General features: G+C 62.7%; 13 protein-coding genes. 3 read left to right on the top strand and 10 right to left on the bottom strand.

What is annotated here, in order from left to right; translation table 11 throughout:
• Positions 1–143: 143 nt before the first annotated feature.
• Positions 144–1,079 (top strand): IS110 family transposase, encoded by a 936-nt coding sequence (locus ACTJKE_RS20555; protein ID WP_058326157.1) that lies wholly within the window; start codon positions 144–146, stop codon positions 1,077–1,079.
• Positions 1,080–1,093: 14 nt separating this feature from the next.
• On the opposite strand, the gene ACTJKE_RS20560 is transcribed toward ACTJKE_RS20555, so the two are convergent.
• From ACTJKE_RS20560 to ACTJKE_RS20575, 4 genes are all read right to left on the bottom strand, one after another.
• Entirely contained in the window at positions 1,094–2,053 is a 960-nt protein-coding gene (locus ACTJKE_RS20560; RefSeq protein WP_058324485.1) for a lysylphosphatidylglycerol synthase transmembrane domain-containing protein, read from the bottom strand.
• Between the two features lie 420 nt (positions 2,054–2,473).
• Positions 2,474–3,865, bottom strand: a complete 1,392-nt coding sequence (locus ACTJKE_RS20565) for a M20/M25/M40 family metallo-hydrolase (protein ID WP_058324486.1) — start codon at positions 3,863–3,865, stop codon at positions 2,474–2,476.
• Between the two features lie 335 nt (positions 3,866–4,200).
• Positions 4,201–4,644, bottom strand: coding sequence for a MarR family winged helix-turn-helix transcriptional regulator (locus ACTJKE_RS20570; protein ID WP_058326159.1), 444 nt, complete (start codon positions 4,642–4,644; stop codon positions 4,201–4,203).
• Between the two features lie 362 nt (positions 4,645–5,006).
• Positions 5,007–5,393, bottom strand: a complete 387-nt coding sequence (locus ACTJKE_RS20575) for a hypothetical protein (protein ID WP_058326160.1) — start codon at positions 5,391–5,393, stop codon at positions 5,007–5,009.
• 91 nt (positions 5,394–5,484) lie between these two features.
• Here ACTJKE_RS20575 and polA point away from each other — a divergent pair, with 91 nt between their 5' ends.
• A complete protein-coding gene (gene polA, locus ACTJKE_RS20580; RefSeq protein ID WP_113512239.1) occupies positions 5,485–8,493 on the top strand; it encodes a DNA polymerase I in 3,009 nt (1,002 codons plus the stop codon).
• A 238-nt stretch (positions 8,494–8,731) separates the two neighbouring features.
• Positions 8,732–9,586 carry a formyltetrahydrofolate deformylase gene (gene purU, locus ACTJKE_RS20585; protein ID WP_058326162.1) on the top strand — a complete coding sequence of 285 codons (855 nt, stop codon included), beginning with the start codon at positions 8,732–8,734 and terminating at the stop codon, positions 9,584–9,586.
• Between the two features lie 52 nt (positions 9,587–9,638).
• On the opposite strand, the gene ACTJKE_RS20590 is transcribed toward purU, so the two are convergent.
• The 6 genes from ACTJKE_RS20590 to ACTJKE_RS20615 form a co-directional block, all read right to left on the bottom strand.
• On the bottom strand, positions 9,639–10,283 hold the full coding sequence (locus ACTJKE_RS20590) for a TetR family transcriptional regulator (protein ID WP_058324490.1): 645 nt from the start codon (positions 10,281–10,283) through the stop codon (positions 9,639–9,641).
• 61 nt (positions 10,284–10,344) lie between these two features.
• On the bottom strand, positions 10,345–13,485 hold the full coding sequence (locus ACTJKE_RS20595) for an efflux RND transporter permease subunit (RefSeq protein ID WP_058326163.1): 3,141 nt from the start codon (positions 13,483–13,485) through the stop codon (positions 10,345–10,347).
• Between the two features lie 9 nt (positions 13,486–13,494).
• Positions 13,495–14,715, bottom strand: coding sequence for an efflux RND transporter periplasmic adaptor subunit (locus tag ACTJKE_RS20600; protein WP_440692288.1), 1,221 nt, complete (start codon positions 14,713–14,715; stop codon positions 13,495–13,497).
• Between the two features lie 258 nt (positions 14,716–14,973).
• Positions 14,974–15,975, bottom strand: coding sequence for an ABC transporter ATP-binding protein (locus tag ACTJKE_RS20605; protein WP_058326164.1), 1,002 nt, complete (start codon positions 15,973–15,975; stop codon positions 14,974–14,976).
• A gap of 13 nt (positions 15,976–15,988) precedes the next feature.
• A complete protein-coding gene (locus ACTJKE_RS20610; protein ID WP_058326165.1) occupies positions 15,989–17,053 on the bottom strand; it encodes a Gfo/Idh/MocA family protein in 1,065 nt (354 codons plus the stop codon).
• A complete protein-coding gene (locus ACTJKE_RS20615; protein WP_057247778.1) occupies positions 17,050–17,889 on the bottom strand; it encodes a carbohydrate ABC transporter permease in 840 nt (279 codons plus the stop codon). The genes ACTJKE_RS20610 and ACTJKE_RS20615 overlap by 4 nt, the downstream gene beginning before the upstream one ends.
• Positions 17,890–17,892 lie beyond the last annotated feature (3 nt).

The raw sequence follows: 17,892 nt of genomic DNA on the forward strand, positions 1-17,892 counted from the left end.
CCCGCAGCGGCGAGGGTCGGATCGTTGGAATTGCGGACCTTTTGATGGGTCGAGCTAGAGTCGGATCGCCCTCGTCTTTCCCTTGAGGCCTGAACGGATACCCGGAGTTCGGCTCCGGATGACAAGCACAGGACAAGCGAAAGATGATGAACGATAGCATCGGGGTCGACATCTCGAAAGACCATCTCGACGTCCACAGGCTGAGCGACGGTGTGAGCCGGCGCTTCGCCAACGACAGCCGTGGCCATAGGACATTGATCGGCTGGTTGGAGCGGCCTGAGCTGCGTATCGTCTACGAGCCGACAGGCCCCTATCATCGGGCCCTTGAGCACAGGCTGGCAGAGGCGGGCTTCGCGCTGGTCAAGGTCAATCCGCGTCAGGCGCGGCGATTTGCCGAGGCCACCGGCAGGCTCGCCAAGACCGACCGGCTGGATGCTGCGATGCTCGCCCGCATGGGGGTGTTGCTCGAACTCGAGGCGCGGCCGGCGCGAGGCCCGACCCTCAACGATCTCAAGGACCTGCACATGGCCCGCGAGGCATTGGTGAAGAACCGAACGGCGGCCAGGAACAGGGCGAAAAACCTGACCTTGCCGATCCTCAAGCGCCACAACGCCGAACAGCTCAGGCAGATCGAGCGCCAGATCGCGGCCCTCGAAAACGAGATCATGGCGCTCATCAAGGTCGATCCCGACCTCGCACGACGCTTCGACATTCTCGTCTCGATCCCGGGCGTGTCAGCAATCACCGCCTTCGCGCTTCTCATCGACATGCCCGAACTCGGTACACTCGACCAGGCCCAGGTCGCTTCCCTCGCCGGCCTCGCTCCGGTCGCTCGCCAGTCCGGACAGTGGATCGGCCGCGCCTTCATCCGCGGCGGCCGGGCCAATGTCCGACGAGCACTCTACATGCCCGCGCTCGTCGCCATCCGCTTCAATCCCGACCTCAAGGCCAAGTACGACCGGCTCAAGGCCGCCGGAAAAGCCTCAAAACTCGCCATTACCGCCGTCATGCGAAAGCTCATCATCATCGCAAACGCATTGCTCAGGGATGGCCGCATATGGGAACCAACCCGTACTTGACCAACACGGATACTCTAGGGAAGGTCGGTCCCTCCCGGGGGAGGGCGTTGTGCCAAGAAGCGTGCCCGCTCGAAAACGAGGATCACCACCAATGCCAGGACAAACGGGATGACTAGGTAGAGCAGGCGGAAGATGGCCAGCGCCGCCAGAACGTCGGCCGGATCCATTTCCGGCAGGGCTGCGATGAAAATCAGCTCGAGCACGCCGAGCCCGCCCGGTGCATGCGAGAGCAGCGCCGCCGAGAACGAGGCGAGGAAGATCCCGAGGATGACGATATAGCCCGGGTTTCCGGCTTCCGGCAGTGCGAAATAGATGATCCCGGCAGCGCCGATCAGTTCCACGGGTGCGATCACCAATTGCCGGAAGACGATCCTCGGCTTCGGGTAGTGAAGGTGGAACCAGCGCGTGCGGAACGATGGCAGCCCGACGAGGCTGCCGATGACATAGAGCCCGATAACGACGAGGATGAGCACGCCTGTGGTCAGCGACATTTCCACCGGCAGGAATTCGGCGAAGCGCTCGATGATGTCGGGTCGCACCAGGAGGACGATGGCCGAAAGCACCAGTGTGCCGAGCGTGAAGGTGAAGGAGCAGAAGGCGACGAGCACGCCGACTTCACCTGGAGAAAGCCCCTTGGAGCGATAGGCCCGGTAGCGAACGACCGCGCCGGAAAAGACCGAGGCACCGAGATTGTGCGACAGCGCGTAGGTCGTGAACGAGCAGAGCGTGATGAACCAGATCGAGATGCGGTGACCGAGATGGTCGAGCGCCAGCCGGTCGTAAGCCGCAAGCGCCGCATAGGCGACCAGTGTCGAGCAGATCGCCAACAGCCAGCTTTTAAGCGAGATCGCGTTGAAGCTTGCGAGGAACTCGTCGAGCGAAAGGCCGCGGAGCTCGTGATAAAGCGCATTCACCGAAAAGAGGATCGCGAGAAGGCCGACAACGGGCCAGAAATAGGTCTGCAGCCTCTTCATACAGGCGCCGCGATCGTTGTGAGGACGTGGGCGAGGCGTTCCGAGGACACTTCTGTTGCAGCTGCCGGAGTGGTTCTCCGAGCGGAGACATCCTGTTTTCTAAGCTGCTTTGTCGTAGCGTCACGCCCGCAGCGCGACGCTTCGGTCCTTACCCTTGCCAATGATCCGATTTCCCTTTGTGATTTGTTTCACAAAAAGGAAGCACCTGAGACCCCTGAGGTCAAGGATTGAGGGTCTGCCGAAACCGGAGAAACCGCCGGGAAACGGTGAAGGGGAAACGGTAAAGCGCGGACACCGCGTCGATCGTTTGGAAATGCGCGCGTGTCGGTTGATGCACTGCGCGTGAGAGCTGCGTGATTGGCGTGTGTGCAACCGCAGTCGAAGGCCGCGGCGAAGCACTTCGCCGCGGCTCTGATGATGTCAAGCGGCGAGCGCGTCCAGGATACGGATCCAGGAGCGGATGCCCTTGTGGTAGGACTGCAGCTCGTACTTCTCGTTCGGCGAATGGATACGGTCGTCGGAAAGGCCGAAGCCGACCAGCAGCGATTCCATGCCGAGCATCTTCTGGAAGTCGCCGACGATCGGGATCGAGCCACCCATGCCGATGATGACGGCCGGCTTCGGCCACTCGTCGGAAAGCGCCACCTTCGCCGTGTTGAGCAGCGGCGATTCGTAAGGAAGGTGGATGGCCGGAGAACCGCCGTGGGCGTGGAACTCGACCGAGCAATCCGCCGGAACCTTGGAGCGGACATAGGCGCGGAACGCTTCGCGGATCTTCTCCGGGTTCTGGTTGCCGACGAGGCGGAAGGAAACCTTCGCCGAAGCCTCGGCCGCAATCACCGTCTTGAAGCCTTCGCCGGTATAGCCGCCGGTGATGCCGTTGACTTCGGCGGTCGGGCGCGCCCAGGTCAGTTCCAGCACCGAGCGGTTCTTTTCGCCCGACGGGATCGACAGGCCGATTTCGCCGAGGAACTTCTCGGCCGTCTGGCCGAGCGTTTCCCAGGCAGCCTTGATCTGGGCCGGGGTCTCTTCGACGCCTTCGTAGAAGCCTGGGAGCGTTACGCGGCTGTTCTCGTCGTGAAGGCCGGCGAGAATGGTGGTGAGGATGCGGATCGGGTTGGCTGCAGCGCCGCCAAAATAGCCGGAATGCAGATCGCGGTCGGCAGCCCTGACGATGACCTCTTCGCCGACGAGGCCGCGCAGGCCCGCGGAGATGGCCGGCGTATCGCGGTCCCACATGCTGGTATCGCAGACCAGCGCATAATCGGCCTTGAGTTCGGCGGCATTGGCTTCCAGGAAAGGCTTCAGCGACGGCGAGCCGGATTCCTCTTCGCCCTCGAACAGAATGGTGACGCGGCAGGGCAGGCCGCCATGGACGTCCTTGTAGGCGCGTACCGCTTCGACGAAGGTCAAGAGCTGCCCCTTGTCATCAGCTGTGCCGCGACCGGTGATCACCTTGCGGCCGGGTTCGATTTCCTTGATGCCCGGCTCGAACGGGTCCGTGTCCCAGAGGTTCAGCGGATCGACCGGCTGGACGTCGTAGTGACCGTAGAACAGCACATGCGGCGCATCAGGCTTGGCAGCATCGTGATGAGCGACGACCATGGGATGGCCGGGGGTGTCGCGCACCGAGGCGGTGAAGCCGAGGCCGTTGAGTTCCGCCACCAGCCATTCGGCTGCCTTGCGGCATTCCGCCTTGAAGGCCGGGTCGGTGGAGATCGACTTGATCCGAACGAGATCGAACAGCCGGTCGAGGCTGTCAGGCAGGTTGGCGTCTGCGCGTTCGAGAACGGGGGTGATATCTGCCATCATGCATATCCTTGCTTCAAGTTTTGCCGGAACCTACTGCATCAATCGCCAAATCGAAATCGATTTGCGCACGAAATCCGTGGGGACGTTCCACTGCATGTCTCCTTTAATCGACTTCGATTTAAGGACAAAGACATGCAGCAAATCAAAGTTCTGCAGCGACCTTTGCGTGTCTGATAAGACGCGCGGCGCTGTAGAGCGGCAGCGACTGACGAGCATTCGACGCTGCGCCTTCAGACACGCAAAGGCGCTGGACGCGCTCGCTCTGGTTTTAGAGCCTAAGGTCATTCGCTTTAAGCCAAATATTTTGATGGATCGATCAGGGGAGGTGCGAAGCTTCAGGCGCGGCCGTCGCCACGTGCCACGCTGGCAAGCGCCATGCGCATATATTCGAGCATCAGCTCGCGCTCGAAATTCCTGAGGCCGGAAAGCAGCGACTGGTCGGCGGCAAGGGCTGCTTCCTTGGCGGCTGCCTCCATCTCCTTTGCCCGTTCGGTTAGGAAGATCTGCTGCGAGCGCTTGTCCTGAGGGTGCTTGCGCCTGATGATGAGCCCGTCGCGCTCCATGCGGGAGAGCGTGTTGGCCATCGTCGCCTGCTCGATGTCGAGGCGATCGAGCAGTTGCTTCTGCGTCAGGCCTTCCTCGGCCCAAAGTTCGAGCAGAATCGGAAACTGACCGGGTGCGAAACCAAGCTTCTGGCCGCGCTCGTGAAGCGCGCGCGAAAAGCTCTTAGCCAGCAGGCTGGCCAGATAGGTCGCAGATTCCATACGATTGAAGGCCATGCCTATCGGTACGCCCGAAGCGTCATGAAGACAAGTTACAATGCAGGCGATGAACCTTGGGAAGCGCTGAGCTCACTTCGATTTGAGCGGACTTTATCGAAAGCCTTGGTGCCAAATAAAAAACCGTCACGGCGCGGAGGCGGCGCCGTGACGGCTTCTTGAAAACGGGACAAAGGCCCGGAGAGGGGGATAAGGCCTTTGTCCTCATCTGGTGCGGGCGGGGGACAGGCCAATCACCAGAAGACGGCATCACTCGGTGCCGTTGACTAAGATTTGAGGAGTCAAATGTGGCTTTTCAAGGATAGCCGGTGCGATTCCGACATTACAAATGCGTAACGTTTGCGTGAAAGCTCACGCACCTCTCAGCGATCCGTCGAGGCCCGATTTCGCAAGGCGAAAATGAGTTCCCCAACGCCGATCGCCATTGCAACCATCATCGCCGTCTTCGCCATTTCGCCAGCTGTTTGATCTGGCGTGATCGATATGACGACAATGAAGGCAACGTTGAGTGCGGCACGGGCTGCTGCATATTCCACCTTCTGCCAACGCGGCCAGGGAGCGCCGTCCGCGCGCTTAAAATGGGTATCGAGGCCCGCCATTGCGAGCAGATAGATGGGTGCGAAAGCCGTCTTGATAACGATAAGGAATGTCGGATTGGCCGACAGGAGCCAGGAAATAAGGAAGCAAAAGACGGCAAAGCCTGAAAGAAGGAGATACTGTTGCAGGGCGTAGCGCACGTCATGCGGCATGGTTGGCCTCCTCTGTGGCAAGTGGAGATTGTAGTGCCCGGCGGGAAAACCGCAATGGACCTTTGCCTCACCCCGCGCTATCCATTTGCCCATGAAAAACGGTGATCATCTCTTCCTCGTCGACGGCTCCGGATTCATCTTCCGGGCGTTCCATGCCATCCCGCCTCTCAACCGCAAATCCGATGGCCTCCCGGTCAATGCGGTATCGGGTTTCTGCAACATGTTGTGGAAGCTGCTCACCGATGCGCGCGACACCTCGGTCGGCGTCACGCCGACCCATTTCGCCGTCATCTTCGATTATTCCTCGAAGACGTTCCGCAACGCGCTCTACGATCAGTACAAGGCCAATCGGACGGCTCCGCCGGAAGACCTCATTCCGCAGTTCGGCCTGATCCGTCACGCGACCCGCGCCTTCAATCTGCCCTGCATCGAAAAGGAAGGCTACGAGGCGGACGATCTGATCGCCACCTATGCGCGCCTTGCCGAGGCGGCCGGCGCGGGTGTCACCATCGTCTCGTCCGACAAGGACCTGATGCAGCTCGTCACGTCGAATGTGTCGATGTACGACAGCATGAAGGACAAGCAGATCTCGATCCCCGAGGTCATCGAGAAATGGGGCGTGCCGCCGGAGAAGATGATCGACCTCCAGGCGATGACCGGTGACTCCACCGACAACGTTCCCGGCATTCCCGGCATCGGCCCGAAGACGGCGGCGCAGCTGCTCGAAGAATATGGCGATCTTGAAACGCTGCTGGCGCGTGCCGGCGAGATCAAGCAGGCCAAGCGCCGCGAGAACATCATCGCCAATGCCGATCTCGCGCGCCTGTCGCGCCAGCTCGTGGAGCTCAAGACCGACACGCCGCTCGATGTCCCGCTGGAAGAGCTGAGCCTGGAGCCGCAGAACGGGCCGAAGCTGATCGCCTTCCTCAAGGCGATGGAATTCACCACCCTGACGCGTCGTGTCGCCGTGGCGACGGGCACGGACGCGGACGCCGTGGAGGCCGCAAGCGTGCCGGTGGAATGGGGCGCGGATGCGCGCGGCCCGGACCTCGACAAGGGAGACGCGGCGACGGCTGTCAGCGAAGGATCCACCGCCAAGGCAGCGGTCCGCGGTGAGGCCGCCGAGGCCGCCGCTGTCCTGTCACGTGCCGGCGAAAAGGATGCGGCAGACGCCACGCCGCAGGCGCTGGCCGCAGCTCGCGCCGAAATCTTCGCCAAGGCACCGTTCGATCACAGCGCCTATGTCACGATCCGTGATGTCGCCACGCTCGACCAGTGGATATCAGCCGCGCACGATGCCGGCGTCGTCGGCTTCGACACGGAAACGAACTCGCTCGATGCCATGCAGGCCGATCTCGTCGGTTTCTCGGTGGCGATCGCCGACCATCGGGCCGACCCAACGGGCACCGCCATCCGGGCGGCCTACGTTCCGCTGATCCACAAGACCGGTGTCGGCGATCTCCTGGGCGGCGGGCTCGCCGAGAACCAGATCCCGGTCGGGGAGGCGCTGAGCCGGCTGAAGCGCCTGCTCGAGGACCCCTCCGTCCTCAAGGTCGCGCAGAACCTGAAATACGATTACCTCGTGATGAAGCGGCACGGCATCACCGTGGAGAGTTTCGACGACACGATGCTCATGTCCTATGTCGTCGATGCCGGCAACGGCACGCACGGCATGGATGCGCTTTCCGAGCGCTGGCTGAACCACAAGCCGATCGCCTACAAGGACATCACCGGCTCCGGCAAGTCGTCGGTGACCTTCGACTTCGTCGATATCGACAGGGCGACTGCCTATGCCGCCGAGGATGCGGACGTCACGCTGAGACTCTGGCACATCCTGAAGGCGCGGCTGGCCGCCAAGGGGCTGACGCGCGTCTATGAACGGCTCGAGCGGCCGCTGGTCGCCGTGCTTGCGCGCATGGAAGATCGCGGCATTACCATTGATCGCCAGATCCTGTCGCGGCTTTCGGGCGAGCTCGCGCAAGGTGCGGCGGCTCTGGAGGACGAGATCTACAAGCTCGCTGGCGAAACCTTCACCATCGGTTCGCCGAAGCAGCTCGGCGACATCCTGTTCGGCAAGATGGGCTTTGCCGGCGGGTCGAAGACGAAGACCGGGCAATGGTCGACCTCGGCGCAGGTACTGGAAGATCTCGCCGCCGAGGGGCACGAGCTGCCGCGCAAGATCGTCGACTGGCGGCAGCTGACCAAGCTCAAATCCACCTACACCGATGCGCTTCCGGGCTTCGTCCACCCGGAGACAAAGCGTGTTCACACGTCTTACGCGCTGGCCGCCACCACGACCGGTCGCCTGTCGTCGTCCGATCCGAACCTGCAGAACATCCCGGTGCGCACCGCCGAAGGCCGCAAGATCCGCACTGCCTTTGTCGCGACGCCCGGCCACAAGCTCGTCTCGGCCGACTATAGCCAGATCGAACTGCGCGTGCTCGCCCATGTCGCCGACATTCCGCAGCTTCGCCAGGCCTTCGCCGACGGCGTCGACATTCATGCGATGACGGCCTCGGAAATGTTCGGCGTTCCGGTCGAGGGCATGCCGGGCGAGATCCGCCGCCGCGCCAAGGCGATCAACTTCGGCATCATCTACGGCATCTCGGCCTTCGGGCTCGCCAACCAGCTGTCGATCGAACGCTCCGAGGCCGGCGACTACATCAAGCGCTATTTCGAGCGCTTCCCGGGCATTCGCGATTACATGGAAGGCACCAAGGTGTTCGCCCGCGAGCACGGTTACGTCGAGACCATCTTCGGTCGCCGGGCACATTATCCGGATATCCGCTCGTCGATCCCGTCGCATCGCGCCTTCAACGAACGCGCCGCGATCAACGCGCCGATCCAGGGCTCGGCCGCCGATATCATCCGCCGCGCCATGGCGAAGATGGAGCCGGCGCTGGCCGAGGCGAAACTCTCGGCCCGCATGTTGCTGCAGGTGCACGACGAACTGATCTTCGAGGTTGAGGACGCCGAGGTGGAAAAGACCATTCCGATCGTCGTCTCGGTGATGGAGAACGCCGCCATGCCGGCGCTCGACATGAAGGTGCCGCTCAAGGTCGATGCGCGCGCCGCGACCAACTGGGACGAGGCGCACTAATCCGAGCGGCCCTGTGCCTGGTTTTCTGATGGAATTCCCTCAGAAAACCTCAAAAGTCATATGCGATGAATCTTGCAGCGCCCGGGGGCATTTAATGCCCTCGGGCGTCTTTCCATCAGGATGATAGAAAGCGTCGGCCGTCGCAGCCGGAACGATTGCCGGCGCGTTCAACTCCCCATAGGCAGCGGTGGGAGGGGGCTCGAGGCCTCATCCGGAACCGCCGCAATCGGAGGAGATCATGGCGCCGAAGACCTTCATTCTTGTGCTTTCCTGCGACGACAAACCCGGCATCGTCGCGGCCGTCACCACCGAGCTTGCCGCGCTCGGCGCGAATATCGCCGAAAGCAACCAGTTCTGGGACACAAAGACCAACAGCTTTTTCATGCGCATCGCATTTCAGGTTGCGGCGAGCGTTCAGGCTGGTGATGTCGAGCGGGCCTTGCGCCCGGCCGTCGAGCGTTTCCAGATGCGGACCGTTCTCGCGGACGCCACAGTGAAGCCGAAGATCCTCATCCTCGTCTCCAGGTTCGATCATGCGCTCCTGCATCTCATCTACCAGATCCGTGTCGGCTGGCTGAACGCGGAGGTCGTTGCCATTGTCTCCAACCACGAGGACAGCCGAGGCGCGGCCGAGGCCGAGGGGCTCGCCTACCACTGTTGGCCGGTATCGAAGGACAACAAGGCCGAACAGGAGGAGAGGCTGTTGCGCCTGGTCCAGGAGACCGGCGCCGATCTCGTCATCCTTGCCCGCTACATGCAGGTCTTTTCGGACAATCTGTCGAAGCGCCTCTACGGCAAGGCGATCAACATCCACCATTCCTTCCTGCCGAGCTTCAAGGGCGCCAAGCCCTATCATCAGGCGCATGAGCGCGGGGTGAAGCTGATCGGCGCGACGGCGCATTACGTCACGCCCGATCTCGACGAGGGTCCGATCATCGAGCAGGAAACCGAGCGCGTCAGCCATGCGCTGACGGCCGAGGACTTCGTCGCCACCGGCCGCGACATCGAAAGCCGCGTGCTTGCCCGGGCCGTCAAGCTGCACCTGGAGCGGCGCGTGATGCTCAACGGTCACAAGACGGTGGTGTTCAGCTAACAGGGTCCGAAAGCATCTGAGCCGGTACCCGCACGGGCGCCGGCTAAGGATGTCAGGGGCGTGCGGCAACGGCGGTTGCCGTGATCGCCGGCGCGCGGAAGCTCGCGAAGAGCCGGCTCAGGCCTTCGCGTCCCTCGGCCGTCAGATCGAAGGGACGGCCGAAAAGCAGCCATTCCGTACAGAGCCCGAGCATCATCCAGTGCAGCGTCCGCGTCGCCGAGGCCGGCGTCCAGCTCTCGTGCATCTGCCCCTTGGCGAGCGCTCGCGAAAAGGCGAGCTCAAGCAGAACGTTGTGGCGCTCGTCGAGTTCTTTCTGGCGGGTCAGGACCTCGCTCATGTCGCCGTCGTAATTGGTACGCAGCATGATCGTCAGAATGCGCTGGCGCTGCTCGTCGGCGGCGAGAACATCGAGCCAGTCGCCCATGGCGCTTTCGAGAATGGAAAGGGTATCGGCGGCTTCCGCCTCGATCTCGCGGGCGACCATGTCTTCCTGCGGCAGGGGCACGGCGTCGTGCAGTGCGAGGAACAGGTCGGTCTTGTTGGCAAAGTGCCAGTAGATGGCACCGCGCGTCACGCCGGCGGCCTTGGCGATTTCTTCCAGCGTCGTGTTCGAGACGCCCTTTTCGTAGAAGACGCGCTCGGCGGCGCACAGGATTTTCTGTCGGGTTACTTCTGCGTCGGCTTTTGTTCGGCGCATTCATTCCTCCTCATCAGACGGCCCGCCGACAGTGGTGTTCAGCGGGCCGTCTGTTGTCGTTTTACTCGGCGGGCGTCGGGTTTTCTGCGGCTGCCGGTGTGTTTTCCACTTTCTTTCGACCGAAGAGCTTCGTGACGAACACGAAGAAGACCGGAACGAAGAAGATGGCGAGCACCGTTGCCGAGATCATCCCGCCCATGACGCCGGTGCCGATGGCGCGCTGGCTGCCGGAGCTCGCACCCGTGGCGATCGCCAGCGGCAGAACGCCGAGCGTGAAGGCCAGCGACGTCATCAGGATCGGCCGGAAGCGAAGATGTGCCGCCTCCAGCGTCGCGTCGATCAGCGACTTGCCCTGCTCGCGCAGTTCCTTGGCAAACTCGATGATCAGGATCGCGTTCTTGGCTGACAGACCGATGATCGCAATCAGGCCCACCTTGAAGTACACGTCGTTCGGCATGTCGCGCATCATCACGGCGAGCACGGAACCGATGACGCCGAGCGGCACCACCATGATCACCGCCACCGGGATTGACCAGCTCTCGTAGAGTGCGGCCAGGCACAGGAACACCAGAAGGCACGACAGCGCGATCAGGAGCGGCGCCTGGGTGCCGGACTGGATTTCCTGCAGGGACTGCCCTGTCCACTCGTAACCGAAGCCTGCAGGCAATTGTCCCGCCAACCGTTGCATCTCTGCGATCGCGTCACCCGAGGAGTAGCCGTGGGCGGCTTCGCCGCTGATACGGACCGACGGGTAGCCGTTATACCCGATCGTCTGGGTCGAGGCCTTGACCCATTCCACGGTCGCGAAGGCCGACAGCGGCACCATGCCGCCATTGGCGTTGCGGACGTTGAGGTTCAGGAGGTCGGCGGTCTGCATGCGCTGACCTTCATCCGCCTGCACCGTCACGCGCTGCATGCGCCCGGCATTGGGGAAGTCGTTGACGTAGGACGAGCCGAGGTTTGTCGAGATCGTCGAGTTGATGTCGGCGAAGGTCACACCGAAGGTGTTGGCCTTCTCGCGGTCGATGGTGACGCTGACCTGGGCCGCGTCCGGCATGCCCTCGAAGCGGACGCCGGTGAGCACCTTGCTCTCGGCGGCCATGCCGAGCAGCTGGTCACGGGCCTGCGACAGTGCCGCCTGGCCGAGACCGCCGCGGTCCTGCAGGCGGAACGAGAAGCCGCCCGTGGTGCCGAGGCCCTGGATCGCCGGCGGCGACAGCGCGAAGCTGATCGCGTCCTTGATCTGGCTCATCGCCATCGTCGCGCGCATGGCGATCGACTGTGCGGCGTTGTTGGCGTCGCGCTCCTTCCAGTCCTTGAGCGTCACGAAGGCAAGTGCCGCGTTCTGGCCGGTACCGAAGAAGGAGAAGCCGTTGATCGCGATGATGCGTTCGACGGCCGGCTCCTGGCCGAAGATCTTCTCGGCCTGCTCCACCACCTCGGTCGTGCGGTTGCCGGTCGCTTCCGACGGCAGCTGCATCATGACGATCACGAAGCCCTGGTCTTCGTCCGGCAGGAACGACGACGGCAGCTTCATGAACAGCCAGCCGAGACCGGCCAGCACGGCCACGTAGACGATCATGTAGCGGCCGGTCCGGTGGACAAGGCGCTTCACGATGCCGCTATAGCCGTGCGAGGTCTTGTCGAAGCTGCGGTTGAACCAGCCGAAGAAGCCGCGCTTGGCGTGGTGATGGCCCTTCGGCACCTGCTTCAGGAAGCTCGCGCAGAGCGCCGGTGTCAGCGAAAGGGCAAGCAGCGCCGAGAACAGGATCGAGACGACCATCGTCAGCGAGAACTGGCGATAGATCACGCCGACGGCGCCCGGGAAGAAGGCCATCGGGATGAACACGGAGGCGAGAACCAGCGTGATGCCGATGACGGCGCCGGTGATCTGCTTCATCGCCTTGCGGGTTGCTTCCTTCGGCGTCAGTCCTTCCTCGGACATGATGCGCTCGACGTTTTCGACGACGATGATCGCATCGTCGACGAGAATGCCGATCGCCAGCACCATGCCGAACATGGTCAGAACGTTGATCGAGAAGCCCATCGCCAGCATGACCGCGCAGGTGCCGAGCAGGGCGACAGGCACGACGAGCGTCGGGATGATGGTGTAGCGGATGTTCTGCAGGAACAGGAACATCACGATGAACACCAGCGCGACCGCTTCGACCAGCGTCGAAAGCACCTTCTCGATCGAGACGGCGACGAAGGGCGAAGTATCGTAGGGGACCGAATATTCGAGGCCCTGCGGGAAGAACTTCGCCAGTTCGTCCATGCGTTCCTTGATGGCCGCGGAGGTCGACATGGCGTTGCCGCTCGGCGACAGCTGGACGGCGATGGCCGCGGACGGCTTGCCGTTGAGCCGCGTCGAGAAGGCGTAGCTTTCGCCGCCGATTTCGATACGGGCGACGTCGCGCAGGCGAACGGACGAACCATCCGGATTGGCGCGAAGCACGATCGCGCCGAACTCTTCGGCGCTTTCCAGCTGGCCCTTGACGACAACGGGCGCGCTGATCTGCTGGCTGATCGGGTTCGGTTGTGCGCCGATCGAACCGGAGGCAATCTGGGCGTTCTGCGCCGTGATCGCGTTCGTCACGTCCGCCGCGGTCAGGTTCAGACCCAGCATCTTGTCCGGGTCGAGCCAGACGCGCATCGAACGTTCGGTGGCAAAAAGCTGTGCTCGGCCGACGCCGGGCACACGCTGGATTTCGCTCAGAACGTTGCGGCTGAGATAATCGCCGAGGCCGATGGCATCCATCGAGCCGTCGGTCGAGGTCAGGGCCACGATCATCAGGAAGCCGGAACCGGCTTCATCGACCTGAACGCCCTGGCGCTTGACCGAATCGGGCAGGCGCGGCTCGACGCGGCGAACGCGGTTCTGAATGTCGACCGCTGCCTGTCCCGGATCGGTGCCGGGTGCGAAAGTGGCGCTGATTTCGACCGAACCGGAGGCGCTGGAGGTCGATTCGAAATAGAGCAGGCCTTCGACGCCGTTCAACTCGTCTTCGATCAGTCGCGTAACGCTCTGATAGGTGTCCTGCGACGAGGCGCCGGGGTAGCTCGTGTTGATAGAGATCTGCGGCGGTGCGACGTCAGGATATTGCGATACCGGCAGAAGCGGGATCGCAATGACGCCGGCGACCATGATGAAGATCGCCACCACCCAGGCAAAAATAGGCCTGTCGATGAAAAAACTGGGCATCAATCAAACTCACTTTGTAGCTTCGGCAGGCTTTTCGTCGGCAGAGGCCGTCGTCTGGGCTGCTTCTGCCGCAGGCTTGGCATCCGGGTTCCAGTCCGTCGGCTCGACCGGGGCGCCGGGGCCGATCTTCTGGAAGCCTTCGACGATGACCTTCTCGCCGGCCTTGAGGCCGGAGGTCACCTGCCAGCGGGTGCCGATGGTTCGGCCGAGCGTCACATTGCGGAACTCGACCTTGTTGTCGGCGGCAACGACGTAGACCTGCGATTGGCCGGCATTGTTGCGCTGGACCGCCTGCTGCGGGACGGTGATCGCATCCTTCTCGACGCCCTGCTGGACGAGCACGCGCACATACATGCCGGGAAGCAGGTCGTTTTCGGGGTTCGGGAACTCGCCACGCAGCGTCACCTGGCCGGTCGTCGCATCGACGGCCGCTTCGGAGAACAGCAGCTTGCCCTTGTGCTCGTAAGCCGTGCCGTCGTCGAGCACGAGCTGGACTTCGGCTTCTTCGTCGCCGCTCAGCATCTTGCCGTCCTCGAGCGCCTTCCGCAGGCGGATGAGGTCGGTCGCCGACTGGGTGAAGTCGGCATAGAGCGGGTCGAGCTGCTGGATCGTCGCGAGATTTTCCGAGCTGTTGGTGCTGACGAGCGCGCCTTCGGTGATCATCGCGCGACCGATGCGACCGCTGATCGGTGCCGTCACGTCGGCATATTGCAGGTCGAGTTTCGCTGCCGCGAGGCCGGCCTCGGCGATCGCAACATCGGCGTCGGCGGTCGCGAGCAGGGCCGCCGCATCTTCCAACTGCTGCGCGGCGACGACGTTCGCCTTCTTCAGCTGTTCCTGGCGGTCAGCTTTCTGCTGGGCCTGCAGGCGCACGGACTGGGCGCGCCGCAGCGTCGCCTCGGCCTTTTCGACCTGCACACGGAAGGGGGCCGGATCGATGCAGTAGAGCACGTCGCCCTCATTGACCTTGGAGCCCTGCTGGAAGACGCGCTCGACGACGATGCCGGAGACGCGCGGGCGGACCTCGGCGACGCGTGTCGCGGTGATGCGGCCGGGGAGCTCGTTGGTGATCGGCAGCGTTTCGGTCTTGGTCGTGAAGACCGCGACCGCGGACGGTGGGAATGCGGCGGCGGCCGGCTGCTCGTCCTCTTTCTGGCAACCGGAAAGAAGAATCACAGTTGCCAAGGCGGCGGCCAGTGTCGGTCGGTTCATGCGCATAGCGATGTCCATATTCGGTGACCGCAGGCAACGGCTGCATCTCGCAAGGTGCCCGGGCGGTCCGGAAGTGAAGGGGAGCGGAACCGGTATCAGGTTCGGCAAATACCGGAAAGCTAATATACAAACACAAATGTATGTTAATTCGCTTTGCAGTGCAACAGCGTGATGCGGTGCGTCGAATCAAAAAATAATTCAGCCGCCACAGGGATTTAGTCCTTGTGGCGGCTGGTTTTCACGTAGCTGTGATGGGGCGTCGGCCCTAAAATGGGCTCAGGCGAGAACGCGATCGTCGTCGCCGAAACGGTGCATGCTACCCACCATCGGCGTCGCATAGACGATATCGTCAGGTGCATAGCGATGCTCGCCGAAGAGGCGCACGGTGATGGTGCCGACCTGTTCGGAATCGATGTAGACGATGGTGTCTGCACCAAGATGTTCGACGTGGACCACCTTGCCCTTCCAGTCGCCGCTTTCACGCGAAAGCGCCATATGCTCGGGACGGATGCCGATGGTCTTGGCGCTGATATCGCCGAGCCGTGCGCCCTCGATGAAGTTCATCTGCGGCGAGCCGATGAAGCCGGCGACGAAGACGTTTGCCGGCCGGTTGTAGAGGTCCATCGGCGAGCCGATCTGTTCGATCTGGCCGGCGTTCAAGACGACGATCTTGTCGGCGAGCGTCATCGCCTCCACCTGGTCGTGGGTCACGTAGATCATCGTCGCCTTCAGGCTGCGGTGCAGCCGGGCGATCTCGAGCCGGGTGTTGACGCGCAGCGCCGCATCGAGGTTGGAGAGCGGCTCGTCAAACAGAAAGAGCTTCGGTTCGCGCACGATCGCACGGCCGATCGCCACGCGCTGGCGCTGGCCGCCGGAGAGTTCGGCCGGGCGCCGGGCAAGATAGGGATCAAGCGATAGCATGTTCGCCGCCTTGCCGACCTTGTCGTCGATCTCTGCTTTCGGCTTGCCGGCCTGCTTGAGGCCAAGGCCCATATTGTCCTTCACCGTCAGGTGCGGATAGAGCGCGTAGGACTGGAACACCATGGCGATGCCGCGCTTGGCAGGCGCCACGTGGCCGACCTCGGTGCCGTCGATCTGCACGCTGCCGGAGGTCGCGTCCTCGAGGCCGGCGATGGTGCGCAGCAAGGTCGACTTGCCGCAGCCGGACGGGCCGACGAAGATGACGAACTCGCCGTCCTTCACCTCGAGGTCGATGCCCTTCAGCACTTCATGGCTGCCATAGGCCTTGCGGATGGATTTGAGTTGAAGCGATCCCACCTGGTTGCCCCCTTTAGAGTTTGACTGGTCTGCCGGTGCGCACGCTTTCGTCTGCGGCAAGGCAGATGCGCAGCGACTGCACGGCGTCGTTCATGTGACGGTCGAGGTCGATGTCTTCGCGAATGGCTTTCAGGACATAGGCCTGCTCGCGGTCGCAGAGTTCCTGGTGCCCGGGCTCGCCGTCCATCTTGAGATCCTCATCGGCCCTCAGGAAGCGACCATTGGGACCGGTTTCGGCGTTGTGCAGCCGGATCACCGCGGTCTTGGTATGCATGTCGATGTCGTCCGACTTGGCGTTCTGGTCCATGACGATCGACACGGAGCCCTTCGGTGACATCACGTCCTTCACGAAGAAGGCCGTTTCCGAGATCATCGGACCCCAGCCGGCTTCGTACCAGCCGGCCGAACCGTCCTCGAAGATCACCTGCAGGTGGCCGTAATTGTACATGTCGGGGGCGATCTCGTCGGAGAGGCGAAGTCCCATGCCGCGCACTTCCACCGGCTTTGCGTCGGTGATCTGGCACATGACGTCGACATAGTGCACGCCGCAGTCGACGATCGGCGACGTCGTCTTCATCAGCGACTTGTGGGTCTCCCAGGTCGGTCCGCTCGACTGCTGGTTCAGGTTCATGCGGAAGACATAGGGGCCACCGAGCTTGCGCGCCTCGGCGATCAGCCGGATCCACGAGGGGTGGTGGCGCAGGATATAGCCGATCACCAGCTTGCGACCGTGCTTTTTCGCCGCCGCGACGACGCGCTCGGCGTCGGCAACGGTGGTTGCGAGCGGCTTTTCGACGAAGACGTCGGCACCGGCTTCAAACGCCATGACAGCAAAGTCGGCATGGCTGTCCGAATAGGTGCAGATCGAGCAGAGATCCGGCTTCAGCTCGGTCAGTGCCGTCTTGAAGTCGGGATGGATCTGGTAGCTGCCAAGCTCTTCCGGCAGCGGCACCTTTGAGCGGTTGACGAGGCCGACGATCTCGAAACCGGGGTTGTTGTGATAGGCGAGCGCATGGCTGCGCCCCATGTTGCCGAGCCCTGCGACGAGGACCCGGACGGGTTTGCTGCTTGCACTCACTTGACTGCTCCTGCCGTGATGCCGCGGATCAGCTGCCGCGAGAAGATGACGTAGAGAACGAGGACCGGAAGGATGGCGAGCGAGAGGGCCGCCAGAACCGCATTCCAGTTGGTGACGAACTGGCCGATGAAGATCTGCGAGCCGAGCGTCACCGTTTTGGTCGCCTCCGCCGGGGCCAGGATCAGCGGGAACCAGAGGTCGTTCCAGATCGGGATCATCGTGAACACCGCGACAGTCGCCATGGCCGGCCGCACCAGCGGCAGAACCAGGCGGAAGAAGATCGAGTATTCCGAAAGCCCGTCGATGCGCCCCGCGTTCTTCAGGTCATCCGAGACCGTGCGCATGAACTCCGAGAGGATGAAGATCGCGAGTGGCAACCCTTGCGCCGTGTAGACCAGGATCAGCGCCGTCAGCGTGTTGACCAGATTGGCGGCGACCATGCCCTGGAGAATGGCGACGGTGCCGAGACGGATCGGGATCATGATGCCGATCGCAAGATAGAGGCCCATCACCGTGTTGCCGCGGAAACGGTATTCCGACAGCGCGAAGGCGGCCATCGCCCCGAAGAGCAGCACCAGTGCGATCGAGACGATCGTGACGATGAAGCTGTTCTGGAAATAGGTGGCGAAATCGCCCTGGCCGAGGACCGTTTCATAGCCGATCAGGCTGAAGGTCTGCGGCGTCGGGATCGTCAGCGGCGCCCTGAAGATCGCGTTGCGATCCTTGAACGAGTTGATGATCGTCAGGAACACTGGGAACAGCGACACCAGCGTGTAGGCGATCAGCGCCACGTGGACGAAGCCGGTGCGGAGGAAAGAATCGCGTGCTTTCGACATCTC

The sequence above is a fragment of the Ensifer sp. 22521 genome (genome assembly GCF_052044795.1).
Classification (GTDB): Bacteria; Pseudomonadota; Alphaproteobacteria; order Rhizobiales; family Rhizobiaceae; genus Ensifer.